Source organism: Inquilinus sp. OTU3971, from assembly GCF_038440215.1.
In genome coordinates, this window is sequence record NZ_JASATH010000226.1 from 1 (window position 1) to 12,377 (window position 12,377).

9 protein-coding genes are annotated in these 12,377 nt (G+C 67.8%); 5 read left to right on the forward strand and 4 right to left on the reverse strand.

From position 1 onward, the window contains the following. The coding region (locus AAHM41_RS35100; RefSeq protein ID WP_342241275.1) for a DUF1254 domain-containing protein at positions 1–1,212 on the forward strand (1,212 nt) is incomplete at its 5' end. Positions 1,213–1,946: 734 nt separating this feature from the next. Here the strand turns inward: AAHM41_RS35100 and AAHM41_RS35105 are convergent. The 3 genes from AAHM41_RS35105 to AAHM41_RS35115 all read right to left on the reverse strand — a co-directional run bounded on the left by AAHM41_RS35105 (position 1,947) and on the right by AAHM41_RS35115 (position 5,727). Beyond that, positions 1,947–3,239 carry a cystathionine gamma-synthase family protein gene (locus AAHM41_RS35105; protein ID WP_342241276.1) on the reverse strand — a complete coding sequence of 431 codons (1,293 nt, stop codon included), beginning with the start codon at positions 3,237–3,239 and terminating at the stop codon, positions 1,947–1,949. Positions 3,240–3,302: 63 nt separating this feature from the next. Further along, positions 3,303–4,331: a cytochrome d ubiquinol oxidase subunit II gene (gene cydB / locus AAHM41_RS35110; RefSeq protein WP_446719513.1), complete on the reverse strand. Its 1,029-nt coding sequence runs from the start codon at positions 4,329–4,331 to the stop codon at positions 3,303–3,305. 4 nt (positions 4,332–4,335) lie between these two features. After that, a complete protein-coding gene (locus AAHM41_RS35115; protein WP_342241277.1) occupies positions 4,336–5,727 on the reverse strand; it encodes a cytochrome ubiquinol oxidase subunit I in 1,392 nt (463 codons plus the stop codon). Positions 5,728–5,944: 217 nt separating this feature from the next. Here AAHM41_RS35115 and AAHM41_RS35120 point away from each other — a divergent pair, with 217 nt between their 5' ends. Next, the gene (locus AAHM41_RS35120) at positions 5,945–6,739 is read left to right on the forward strand and encodes a HesA/MoeB/ThiF family protein (RefSeq protein WP_342241278.1); all 795 of its coding nucleotides are present in this window, start codon (positions 5,945–5,947) and stop codon (positions 6,737–6,739) included. Beyond that, positions 6,732–7,139: a DsrE/DsrF/DrsH-like family protein gene (locus tag AAHM41_RS35125; protein WP_342241279.1), complete on the forward strand. Its 408-nt coding sequence runs from the start codon at positions 6,732–6,734 to the stop codon at positions 7,137–7,139. The genes AAHM41_RS35120 and AAHM41_RS35125 overlap by 8 nt, the downstream gene beginning before the upstream one ends. Before the next feature lie 15 nt (positions 7,140–7,154). Here the strand turns inward: AAHM41_RS35125 and AAHM41_RS35130 are convergent, their stop codons facing one another. Continuing rightward, on the reverse strand, positions 7,155–7,769 hold the full coding sequence (locus AAHM41_RS35130; protein WP_342241280.1) for a hypothetical protein: 615 nt from the start codon (positions 7,767–7,769) through the stop codon (positions 7,155–7,157). A 183-nt stretch (positions 7,770–7,952) separates the two neighbouring features. On the opposite strand from AAHM41_RS35130, the gene AAHM41_RS35135 reads away from it, so the two are divergent. Together AAHM41_RS35135 and AAHM41_RS35140 are read left to right on the forward strand one after the other, a co-directional pair. After that, positions 7,953–9,122 (forward strand): efflux RND transporter periplasmic adaptor subunit, encoded by a 1,170-nt coding sequence (locus AAHM41_RS35135; protein ID WP_342241281.1) that lies wholly within the window; start codon positions 7,953–7,955, stop codon positions 9,120–9,122. A 4-nt stretch (positions 9,123–9,126) separates the two neighbouring features. Next, on the forward strand, positions 9,127–12,312 hold the full coding sequence (locus AAHM41_RS35140; RefSeq protein WP_342241282.1) for an efflux RND transporter permease subunit: 3,186 nt from the start codon (positions 9,127–9,129) through the stop codon (positions 12,310–12,312). Positions 12,313–12,377: the final 65 nt, after the last annotated feature.

Consider the following 12,377-nt stretch of genomic DNA (forward strand, 5'->3'; position numbering starts at 1 on the left):
GTGCTGGAGGTCCCGCCCAAATTTCTCGGTGCGATCGATGACTACTGGTTCCGGTGGGTCGTTGATATCGGTCTGCCCGGGGCGGACCGAGGCGAAGGTGGAAAATACCTGATCCTGCCTCCAGGCTATGAGGGTGAGCAACCGACGGGTGGGTTCTACGTCGCCCACGCCAAGACCACCCGCGTCGTGTGGTTTGGTCGAGCGTTCCTGGAGAACAAGAGCGATCCGAAGCCCCCGGCCGAGGCGATCCGGAAGTACACGAAAATCTATCCCTACGAGACCGGCGGCGTCGGCACACCCATCTCTGAGTTCCTGGCCGGAAAAGCCATGCTTGGTCGCGTCACACCGCCACCGCCGACGGTGTTTCACGACGGTTCCGGCAAGGTGATGAATACGGTCCCGCCCAGCGATTTCAGCTTCTTCGAATTGCTCAACGAGGTCGTGCAACAGGAGCCGGCGACGTCGCTCGATCCTGAACTGATGGGGCCGATGGCGGCCATCGGCATCGTCAAAGGCCAGCCCTTTGCACCGGATTCCCGGATGAGGAAAATCCTCACCGAAGCACTGGCCCTCGCCAATGCCACCTCGCGCAGCCTGTTGATGAACCCTCGCGATCCGAGCTGGTTCTACTATCCCAATTCGGCGTGGTGGAACTACCTCTTCGAGACCGGTTACGAGTTCGAAACGCCGATTCCCATGATCACACGCGAGGGAGCGAAACCCTTCCCCCCGACCGGCTATCGGACGCTGGATGCGCGCACGAACTTCTTTTACGGCATCACGGGGATTACGCCGGGGATGGCCATGCGCCTGCCCGGCATCGGCTCGCAGTACCTCTTGGCGTCGCTGGATGCGAACAAGCAGTATCTCGATGGCGCCAAGACCTACAAGGTGACGCTGCCCCAGGGCATTCCAGAAGCAAACTTCTGGTCGTTCACGCTCTATGACAACCAGTCGCGCTCGATGCTCGACACGCCTCAGCGTTACCCACGCGCCGGCAGCCAGAGCTACCCGTCTCCCGCTGCTGAAGCGAGCGCGGATGGTTCGACAACCGTCTACTTCGGTCCGGGCCAGCCGGACGGCGTCGGGCGCGGCAACTGGATCCAGACCATGCCCGACAAGGGATTTTTCGTCATCCTTCGCCTCTACAGCCCGCTTGAGCCCTTCTTTACGAAGGAATCGCGGCCGAGCGAGATCGAGCTGGTAAATTGAAGCGACTATCCCGAATCTGAGAGGGCGGGCAGCCCGGCCACCTGATCGGTGGCCGGGCTGCGTGTGAATGGTTGGACGGCACCTCTCAAGCGTGACTATCGAACGCCCTGTCGAAATGAACAGCCCACCCCGGTCGATTTGATAATCGATCTTAGCGCGGACACATGGTTCTAGATGGCGGTTCCCACCCTCTCCGGCCGGATGGCGGACTTCCGCTTCCCGCCCTTCGCAGACGGTCTGGCCGTATGGATCGCGCCAGAAGCGGCCACGGGACGGCCTTCCCTCGGATACTCGCACACACGCCGCCCAGAACGGGATCGATCGTGATCCGGTCCTCCGGGTGCCGAGTCCGCTTTCGGGCAAGGTCAGATCGTCGGAAATGTCCGCTCCGGGGAAGCCGGCAGCGCCGGCGATGGTCCGCAATGAGCCGAATGCAGTCAGTCGGCCAAAGATCCGACAGGTCAGGATAAGTGGCGCGCCGGGTCAAAATTATCAAGCGACATCCGGATCTCGGCCGGAGTGGATTACGCCAAGGTTTCTGCAGGGCCGGTGGTGACGCTCAACGTCAATTCCATCGGCGCCAAACCCCTCCCTCTACCCCCTCCTTTTGCGGGAGGGGGAGGATAGAAGGGACAGGCCGGCCCAAACGGCGGTGTTCTGCAAAGGTCCCGCAATCCCCGCGTCAAGCCCGGGGAGGAGAGGCAACGCGGCTGTCATCGCCGAAGGTGCAGGGTCTACTCCGCGCCGGCCGCGGCCAAAGCCTGGGTCAGGTCGGCGACCAAATCCTCGACATGCTCGATGCCGATCGAGACGCGGATGGTGGCGTCGGAGATGCCGATCCGCTCCCGCGTCTCCTTCGGCACGCCGGAATGCACCGTGGTCGCGGGGTGGCAGACCAGGGATTCGGTGCCGCCGAGGCTGACCGCCAGCTTGAAGATCCTGAGCGCGTTGAGGAAGCGGAAGGCCTCGGCCTCGCCGCCCTTGATGTCGAAGGAGAAGGTGGTGCCGGCGCCGGTGCATTGCCGGTCGAACACCGCCCGCTCCGGGCTGCCGTCCGGCAGCAGCGCCGGGTAGTAGACCGCGGCGACCTGCGGATGCTCGGCCAGGAACCGGGTCACGGTCTCGGCGTTGCGGCAGGCCGCGGTCATGCGCAGCGACAGCGTCTCCAGCGACCGCGCGATCATCCAGGCCGAATGCGGGTCGAGCTGGGTGCCGATGGCACCGCGCAGCAGCTTGACCTGCCGGATCTGGTCGCGCCGGCCCAACACCGCGCCGGCCACCAGGTCGCTGTGGCCGCCGACATATTTGGTCAGGGAATAGACCACGATGTCGGTGCCGTGCCGGATCGGCTTCTGGAAGATCGGGCCGAGCAGGGTGTTGTCGCAGACCACCACCGGGGTGTGGCCCTGCTTCGCCCCGATCTCGTCGGCGACGGCGCGCACCAGCTCGAGATCGACCAGGGTGTTGAGCGGGTTCGACGGCGATTCGACCAGGATCACCGAGACCCGGCCCTTGGCCGTCGCCTCGTCGGCCGCGGCCCGGATCACGGCGCCGTCGACGCCGTCGGGGAAGCCGACCGCGCCGATCTGGAACGGCGCCAGGGTGCGGGCGATCAGCGTCTCGGTGCCGCCATAGAGCGGCTGGCTGTGCAGGATGACGTCGCCCGGCCGGGCGAAGGCCAGCAGCGTGGTCGCGATCGCCGACATGCCGCTGGAGAAGATGCCCGCCGCCTCCGCCCCCTCATAGATCGCCAGCCGGTCCTCGACGATCTCGCTGTTGGGGTGGTTGAAGCGGGTGTAGACCAGCCCGGCATCGACGCCCGGCTTCGGCTCGCGCCGGCCGGCGGTGTAGTCGAAGAAGTCGCGCCCGTCCTCGGCCGATTTGAAGACGAAGGTCGAGGTCAGGAACACCGGCTGCTTGACCGCGCCCTCGGACAGGGTCGGGTCATAGCCATAGCCGAGCATCAGCGTCTCGGGGTGCAGCTTGTGGTTGCCGATGCGGTCCTTGCGGTAGCCCGATCCGGCCATGGGAGTCTCCTGGGAAAGTGTTGGCGCGGAGACTACCCCGGATCGCCCCGCGGCAACCATGGCTCAGTGGTCGTAGCCCTCGCCCGCCTTCACCTTGCCGCGGAACACCCAATAGGCATAGGTGGTGTAGACCAGGATCAGCGGGATCAGGAAGGCGACGCCGATCAGCAGGAACAGCTGCGACGAGGCCGGGGCGGCGACGTCCCAGATGGTCAGGTCCGGCGGCACCACCTTGGGCCACAGGCTGATGGCCAGGCCGGTGTAGCCGAGCACGAACAGCGCCATGGTGTAGAGGAACGGCCCGTAATCCGAGCCGCGCTGCAGCGACAGCCACAGCCGCCAGGCGAACACCGCCACCAGGATCGGCACCGGGGCGAAATACGCGATGTTCGGCCAGGTGAACCAGCGCTCGGCTATCGACCGGTCGAGGAACGGCACCCACAGGCTGACCACCGCCATGAAGAACAGCACGCCGAGCAGCAGGCGGAGGGTGGCGTCGCGGGCCCAGGCCTGCAGCGGCCCTTCGGTCTTCAGCACCAGCCAGGCGGCGCCGAGCAGGCCGTAGCCTAGCACCAGGGCGATGCCGGTCATCAGGCTGAAGGGCGAGATCCAGTGGAACGCCCCACCGGTGTACTGGGTGCCGGAGACCGGGAAGCCCTGGACGAAGGTGCCCAGCACGACGCCCTGGAAGAAGGTGGCGAGCAGGCTGCCGCCGGCGAAGGCCACGGTCCACAGCCATTTGCTGGTGTGCGCCTTGAACCGGAACTCGAAGGCGACGCCGCGGAAGATCAGCCCCATCACCATGAAGGTGATCGGCAGGTACAGCGCCGGCAGGATGATCGAGAAGGCGACCGGGAACACCGCCAGCAGGACGACGCCGCCGAGCACCAGCCAGGTCTCGTTGCCGTCCCAGATCGGCGCGACCGAGCTCATCATCAGGTCGCGGTCCTCCTCGGTGCGGGCCCAGGGGAAGAGGATGCCGACGCCGAGGTCGAACCCGTCCATCAGCACATACATGAACACCCCGACGGCGGCGATCGCGGCCCAGATCAGGGGCAGGACGGTCGGAATCGTCCAGACATCCGGCGTCATGGCTTCACTCCCGGGATTCGAAGGTGGCGTCGGGCAGCGAGAACGGCCGCGCCGGGGTCTTGAAGGTCTCCTCGCGATCGGATTCGGCGGCTTCCGGCCCGATCCGCACCAGCTTGACGATGTAGTAGACGGCGGAGCCGAGCAGGATGGCGTAGATCAGCACGAACAGGACCAGCGACAGCAGCACGCTGCCGCCGCCGACCGGGGACAGCGCGTCCGCCGTGCGCAGGATGCCCTGCACCGCCCAGGGCTGGCGGCCGATCTCGGTGGTGAACCAGCCGGCGATCACGGCGACGAAGCCGGAGGGCAGCATCACCACCATGAAGCGCTGGAACCAGCGGCTGTCGTAGAGCCGGCCGGTCGCCCGCAGCCACAGGCCGAGCAGGGCGGCGCCGAGCATCAGGAAGCCCAGGCCCACCATGATCCGGAAGGTCCAGAACACGATCGCGACCGGCGGCCGCTGGTCGGCCGGGAAGTCCTTCAGCCCCTGCACCGAGCCGTCCCAGCTGTGGGTCAGGATCAGCGATCCGAGATGCGGGATCTCGAGCACGAAGTCGTTCTTCTCGCCGCTCTGGTCGGGCCAGGCGAACAGGATCAGCGGCACGTCCGAGCCGGTCTGCCAATGCGCCTCGATCGCCGCCAGCTTGACCGGCTGGTGCTCGCGCACCTCCAGCCCCGCCTGGTCGCCGATGACGATCTGCACCGGCGCCAGCACCGCGATCAGCCACAGCGCCATCGAGAAGGCCTGGCGCGATTCCAGCACGCTGCGGCCGCGCAGCAGGTACCAGGCCGAGACGCCGGCGATGACGAAGGCGGTGGTCAGATAGGCCGCCACCACCGTGTGCAGGAAGCGCACCGGGAAGGACGGGTTGAACACAATCTGAAGCCAGTCGGCCGGGACCAGGACGCCGTCCGCCACCTCGTAGCCCGCCGGGGTGTGCAGGAAGGAGTTGGCCGACAGGATCCAGAAGGCGGAGATGGCGGTGCCGACCGCGACCGCGGCGGTGGCGCCGAAATGGACGATTCGCGGCACCTTGTCCCAGCCGAACAGCATGATGCCGAGGAAGCCGGCCTCGAGGAAGAAGGCGGTCACCACCTCATAGCCGAGCAGCGGCCCGAGGATGCTGCCGCCGGCCCGGGTCAGGCCGGCCCAGTTCGTGCCGAACTGGTAGGTCATGACGATGCCGGTGACGACGCCGACGCCGAAGGAGACGGCGAAGATCTTGATCCAGAACTTGTAGAGGGTCCGGTATTCGGCCCGCCCGGACTTCAGATACAGCCCCTCGAGCACCGCCAGCCAGCTGGCAACGCCGATGGTGAAGGCCGGGAACAGGAAATGGAACGAGACGACGAAGGCGAATTGGAACCGGGACAGGAGGACTGGATCGAGATCCATGACAAGTCTCCTTCGGCGACCGACTGGCTCCAGTCGCCTTATTTCTTGGCTCGGAAAGAATATGCCACGATTCCTCCGATCGCCCACCAACTTCCCGACGTGCCATAAGGCCCCAGCCGGGCGACACGTCGCAGCGCAGCGAAGCGGCTGGGCATGCTAAGGCTGCGGCTTCGGCCCCGGCTGTTCAGGCCGCGGGCGGGGGGTTATGCTCGGCCCCATGAGCTTCACCGACGCCCAGATCAAGCGCTATGCGCGCCACATCCTGCTGCCCGAAGTCGGCGGCAAGGGTCAGGAGAAACTGCTGGCCGCGCGGGTGCTGGTGATCGGCGCCGGCGGCCTCGGCTCACCCCTTCTGCTGTACCTCGCCGCCGCCGGCATCGGCACCATCGGGATCTGCGACGACGACCTGGTCGAGCTGAGCAACCTGCAGCGCCAGGTGGTGCACGACACCACCACGCTGGGCCGGCTCAAGGTCGACAGCGCCATCACCCGCCTCCAGGCGCTGAACCCGGAGGTCACGGTCGAGCGCTTCGCCGAGCGGCTGACCGCGGCCTCGGCGCTGGAGCGGGTGGCCGCCTTCGACATCGTGGTCGACGGCAGCGACAACTTCGCCACCCGCTACCTGCTGAACGATGCCTGCTACCTGGCGCAGCGGCCGCTGGTGTCGGCCGCGATGCTGCGCTTCGAGGCGCAGCTGTCGACCTTCAAGGCGCATCTCGGCGACCCGCATCCCTGCTATCGCTGCCTGTTCCCGGCGCCGCCCGACCCGGGCACGGTGCCGAGCTGTTCCGAGGCCGGGGTGTTCGGCGCCCTGCCGGGCGTGCTGGGTTCGATGCAGGCGATCGAGACGATCAAGGAGATCCTGGGCATCGGCGAAGGCCTGTCCGGCCGGCTGCTGCTGTACGACGCGTTGGAGGCACGGCTGCGCGAGATCGCCCTGCCGCGCGACCCGGACTGCCCGCTGTGCGGCGACAGCCCTTCGATGACCGACCTGTCGCATCACCATGGCTGATGGTCCGGCCGGGATCGGCGCGCTGTCGATCGTGGTGTTCGACGGCCGCTTCGACCGGGTGCATTACGCCCTGGTCCTGGCCAGCGCCGCCGCCGCGACCAACCGCCGGGCGACGCTGTTCTTCACCGGTCCGGCGCTGCGGGCGCTGCTGCCCGAGGGCTGGCGCCGGCTGGACGGCGGCGCCGAGGCGCAGGAGGCGGAGTTCGCCGCCCGCCGGGTGGCGACCTTCGCCGAGCTGCTGGAGGCCTGCCAGGCGCTGGGCGTGCGCTTCATCGCCTGCGAGATGGGGCTGCGAGCGCTCGGCCTCGCCGCTGCCGACCTGGCGGTGCCGGCCGAGATCGCCGGCGTCGTCACCCTGCTGGCCGAATCGCCGCGCGACGGCCAGCTGCTGTTCATCTGACCGGCCGGCGGCCTGTCAGGACACGGGCACGCGGAACTGGAAGGACGGTGTCGAGGTCAGCCGGTCGCTGCGGCTCCCCGACGGGCCGTTGGTCGAGAGCTGCATCGACCGGGTGTCGCTGCTGAGCGGCCCGGCGAAGACGAAGCTGGCATTCACCCGCGAGCGCGGCGCGACCTGCACTTCCGGATTGTCGACCGGCGGCACGAAGGGATGGGCGCGACCCCTGTCGTCCACCAGCGCCAGGCTGCCGCCGTGGTTGAGCGAAACGGCCCGGTCGGTCAGGTTGAGGATGCTGGCGGAGATGATGACGCTGTCGGCCCGGTAGGTGATGCCGGTCAGCATCATCGCCACGCCGCTCGGATGCGCCTGCTCCTGCTCGAGCCGGACGGTGCGGCCCGCCTCCTGGCCGGAAGGTGCCGCGGGGGCCGCTGGAAACGCCGCGGGCGCCGGCGCCGGCTGTTCCGGGCGTGACGGCAGGCCGGGCTTGACCAGCGGCTGGGCCGGGGTGGGGGTCGACGGAGCCCGAAGGGTGGGCACCTGCAACGGGTCGTCCAGCAGCGAACTCTGGGCCTGAGCCGCCGTCGCGGCCGCCGTCACGGCAAGCGCGATGAGAGTCGGCCACAACTTCATCAAAAATCCTCCCAGTCTCATTGCCTGTTCAACCCGCGGTTGGCCCTGCTGTTCCGCCGGTGGAATATCTGCAAGATGCTTTCCCAATAACAAAACAATGATACCGTGTATCGGATTCGGTGCCTGCCGCGCGACAGAGCATACAAGCATATTTTGATCAAAGCCGAAGGAGACGGGCCAATCATGTCGGGTTCCTGGACCGCACGCCGGCATCGCGCCCCCGCCATCGCCCTGGGTCTCCTCCTCCTCGCCGGCTGCAATGAATCCTCCGAGAAGCAGGCCCAGGCGCCGCAGATGCCGCCGCCGGCCGTCGGCGTCGTCACCGCCGCCAAGCGGCCGGTGGCCGCGGGCGTCACCTTCGTCGGCCGGGTCCAGGCGGTGAACAAGGTCGACCTGGTGGCCCGGGTCGAAGGCTTCCTGCAGCAGCGCAACTACACCGAAGGCCAGGAGGTGAAGGCCGGCGAGATGCTGTTCGTGCTGGAGAAGGATACCTACCAGGCCGCGGTCGACCAGGCCCAGGCCAACCTCGTCAGCGCCCAGGCCAATGCCGACAACGCCAAGCTGCAGGCCGACCGCGCCCGCGACCTGATCAAGAACCAGAACGTCTCGCAGGCGACGCTGGACGACCGCATCGCGGCCGAGAAATCGGCGAACGCGTCGGTGCAGCAGAACCAGGCGGCGCTGGAGCAGGCGCAGATCAATCTCGGCTACACCGACATCAAGGCACCGTTCGACGGCCGGGTCGGCATCTCCACCTTCAGCGTCGGCGCGCTGGTCGGGCCCAGCAGCGGTGCCCTGGCCACCATCGTCAGCCAGGACCCGATCTACGTCACCTTCCCGGTCAGCGACCGCTTCATCCAGGACGTGCAGCAGGCGAGCGGGTCCGGCAGGATCGAGCCGCAGGACGTGGTGGTGAAGCTGACGCTGGCCAACGGGTCGGAGTACCCGCAGACCGGCAAGATCGACTTCACCGACGTCAAGGTCGACCAGAACACCGACACGCTGATGGTGCGGGCGGTCTTCGCCAACCCGAACCGGATCCTGACCGACGGGCAATACGCCCGGGTGACGGCGGAGCGGAAGGACCCGGTCGAGGCGCTGGTGATCCCGCAGCGCGCGATCCTGTCCGACCAGACCGGCAGCTACGTGCTGGTGGTCGGCGAGGGCAACAAGGCTGCGGCCAAGCACATCACCACCGGCGCCAACCAGGGCGCCGACGTGGTGGTGCAGCAGGGGCTGAATGACGGCGACGTCGTCATCGTCGACGGCATCCAGAAGGTGCGCCCGGGCCAGGAGGTCAACCCCGCGCCGGCAGCAGCCGAGGCGGCGCCGGCCAAGCCGGCGGGGAACTGACCCGATGCTGTCCTCGATCTTCGTCGATCGCCCGCGCTTCGCGATCGTCATCGCGATCGTCATCACCCTGGCCGGGCTGATCGCGATCCGCAGCATCCCGATCGCCCAGTTCCCCGACATCGTGCCGCCGCAGGTCTCGGTCTCGGGCTCCTATCCCGGCGCCAGCGCCGCCGTGGTCGAGGCGACCGTGGCGCAGCCGATCGAGGCCCAGGTCAACGGCGTCGACAACATGCTGTACATGTCGTCGACCAGCGGCAGCGACGGCTCCTATTCGCTGACCATCAGCTTCGCTGTCGGCACCGACCCGGACATCAACACCGTCAACGTCCAGAACCGGGTGGCGCTGGCCGAGCCGAAGCTGCCCAGCGAGGTGACGGCCCAGGGCCTGACGGTCAAGAAGCAGTCCTCGGCGATCCTGCAGCTGGTCACCATCTATTCGCCGGACAAGAGCCAGGACGCGCTGTTCCTGAACAACTACGCGATCATCAACGTGGTCGATTCGCTGGCCCGCGTCACCGGCGTCGGCCAGGCTTCGCTGTTCGGCACCCTGAACTACGCGATGCGGATCTGGTACAGCACCGATCAACTGACCAGCTTCGGCCTGACCCCGAACGACATCGTCACCGCGGTGCAGGGCCAGAACGTGCAGGCCGCCGTCGGCCGCCTGGGCGCCCAGCCGATGCCGGACACGCAGCAGATCCAGGTGACGCTGCAGACGCTGGGCCGGCTGACCGACGTCAAGCAGTTCGAGAACATCATCCTGCGCGCCAACCCGGACGGGTCGGTGGTGCGGCTGAAGGACGTGGCGCGGCTGGAGCTGAACGCCCAGTCCTACGACACCACCTCGCGCCTGAACGGCGTGCCGGCCGCGGTGATCGGCATCTACCAGTCGCCCGGCTCCAACGCCGTCGCCGCCGCCGAGGGCGTGCGGGCGGAGATGGAGCGGCTGAAGGACCGCTTCCCCGCCGGGGTCGACTACCGGATCACCTACGACACCACCGTCTTCGTCACCGAGACGATCAGCGAGGTGATCCACACCCTGGTCGAGGCCTTCATCCTGGTCGCGATCGTGGTGTTCGTGTTCCTCGGCAACCTGCGCGCCACGCTGATCCCGATCATCGCGGTGCCGGTGTCGCTGGTCGGCACCTTCGCCGTGCTGCTGGCCTTCGGCTTCTCCGCCAACACCATCTCGATGTTCGCCATGATCCTGGCGATCGGCATCGTCGTCGACGACGCCATCGTCGTGGTCGAGAACGTCGAGCGGGTGATGGCCGAGACCGGGCTGCCGGCCAAGGAGGCGACCAAGCTGGCGATGCGCGAGATCACCGCGCCGATCATCGCCATCACCCTGGTGCTGCTGTCGGTGTTCGTGCCGGTCGGCTTCATCCCCGGCATCACCGGCGCGCTGTACTCGCAATTCGCCGTCACCGTGTCGGTGGCGATGCTGATCTCGGCGTTGAACGCGCTGACGCTGAGCCCGGCGCTGTGCGGCGTGTTCCTGAAGCCGCACCAGCCCGGCCACCGCCCCGGCCTGTACGGCCGGATCATGGGCCGGGTGTCCGGCGGCATCGACAAGGTGCGCGACGGCTATGCCTGGGTCGTCGCCCGGCTGGTGCGGCTGGCGGTGCTGTCGATCGTGCTGATCGCGGCGTTCGGCGGGCTGGCCTGGCTGCTCAACAGCGCCACCCCGACCGGCTTCCTGCCGGACGAGGACCAGGGCCTGTTCTTCGTCGAGATGAAGCTGCCGCCGGCCGCCACTGTCAGCCGGACCACCCAGGTGACCGAGCAGGTCGAGGCGCTGGTCAGGGACATCCCCGGCGTCGCCGACATCACCGGCGTGGTCGGCCGCAGCTTCATCGACGGCCTGGCCGAGCCGAACGCCGCCTTCCTGGTGGTGGCGCTGAAGCCGTTCGACGAGCGGGTCAAGGAAGGGATCACGGTGTTCAACGTGATCCGCCAGGTGGCGATCCGCACCGCCGGGGTGCGCGACGCGCTGATCATCCCCTTGAACCTGCCGCCGATCATCGGCCTCGGCACCGCCGGCGGCTTCCAGTACCAGCTCGAGGATCTCGAGGGCAAAAGCCCGAACGAGCTGGCGGCGGTGGCCCAGGGGCTGGTGGTGGCGGCCAACCAGACGCCGGGCCTGACCCAGGTCTTCACCTCCTACAACGCCAACACGCCGCAGATCTTCCTCAACCTGGACCGCGAGAAGGCGCAGAATCTCGGCGTCGGCGTCAGCGCCATCTTCAACGCGCTGCAGGCGACGCTGGGCGGTTTCTACATCAACGACTTCAACCTGTTCGGCCGCACCTGGCAGGTGATCGCCCAGGGCGAGGCCGACGACCGCCGCACGGTTGACGACATCTACCGGATCTATGTCCGCTCCTCGACCGGCCAGATGGTGCCGATGCGGTCGCTGGTCGACGCGCAGCAGCAGCTCGGGCCGCTGTTCATCACCCGCTACAACAACTACCGGGCGGTGAACATCCTGGGCAGCGCCGCGCCGGGCTTCAGCTCGGGCGAATCGCTGGCGGCGATGACCCGGGTCTCGGCCGCCACCCTGCCCGCCGGCTACGGCTTCGAATGGACCGGCACCGCGCTGCAGGAGCTGGAGGCGGCGGGCCAGACCGGCTTCATCCTCGGCCTTGCCGTGCTGTTCGCCTATCTGTTCCTGGTGGCGCTGTACGAGAGCTGGTCGATCCCGATCGGCGTGCTGCTGTCGGTCATCGTCGGCATCGTCGGCGGCCTGGCGGCGCTGTGGATCGCCGGGCTGTCGAACGACGTCTACGCCCAGATCGGCATCGTCGTGCTGATCGCCCTGGCCAGCAAGAACGGCATCCTGATCGTCGAATTCGCCAAGGCCAAGCGCGAGGAGGGGTCGTCGATCGCCGATGCCGCGATCGAGGGCGCCCGGCTGCGCTTCCGGCCGGTGATGATGACCAGCTTCGCCTTCATCCTCGGCCTGGTGCCGCTGGTGACGGCGGCGGGCGCGGCTGCGGCCAGCCGGCGCGGCGTCGGCACCTCGGTGTTCGGCGGCATGATCGCGGCCTCGGCGATCGGCATCTTCCTGATCCCGATGCTCTACGTCACCCTGCAGCATGTCCGCGAATGGGTGCATGAGAAGCTGCTGGGCGGCTCGATCGCGCCGAAGCCGCGGGCCGCCGAGGCGCCGGGCACACCGGCCGAATGAAACAGGGGGGGGCCGCCCGGGGCCGCCCGGTGGGTTTTGGGGGGAAATGCCCCCCCCGCCCCCGG

Excerpts from the sequence above, each read along its gene's own strand:
- AAHM41_RS35115 (WP_342241277.1), bottom strand. The coding sequence starts at position 5,727 with ATGGATCTCGATCCAGTCCTCCTGTCCCGGTTCCAATTCGCCTTCGTC.
- AAHM41_RS35125 (WP_342241279.1), top strand. The coding sequence starts at position 6,732 with ATGGCTGATGGTCCGGCCGGGATCGGCGCGCTGTCGATCGTGGTGTTC.
- AAHM41_RS35130 (WP_342241280.1), bottom strand. The coding sequence starts at position 7,769 with ATGAAGTTGTGGCCGACTCTCATCGCGCTTGCCGTGACGGCGGCCGCG.
- AAHM41_RS35105 (WP_342241276.1), bottom strand. The coding sequence starts at position 3,239 with ATGGCCGGATCGGGCTACCGCAAGGACCGCATCGGCAACCACAAGCTG.
- AAHM41_RS35135 (WP_342241281.1), top strand. The coding sequence starts at position 7,953 with ATGTCGGGTTCCTGGACCGCACGCCGGCATCGCGCCCCCGCCATCGCC.
- AAHM41_RS35120 (WP_342241278.1), top strand. The coding sequence starts at position 5,945 with ATGAGCTTCACCGACGCCCAGATCAAGCGCTATGCGCGCCACATCCTG.
- AAHM41_RS35140 (WP_342241282.1), top strand. The coding sequence starts at position 9,127 with ATGCTGTCCTCGATCTTCGTCGATCGCCCGCGCTTCGCGATCGTCATC.
- cydB (WP_446719513.1), bottom strand. The coding sequence starts at position 4,331 with ATGACGCCGGATGTCTGGACGATTCCGACCGTCCTGCCCCTGATCTGG.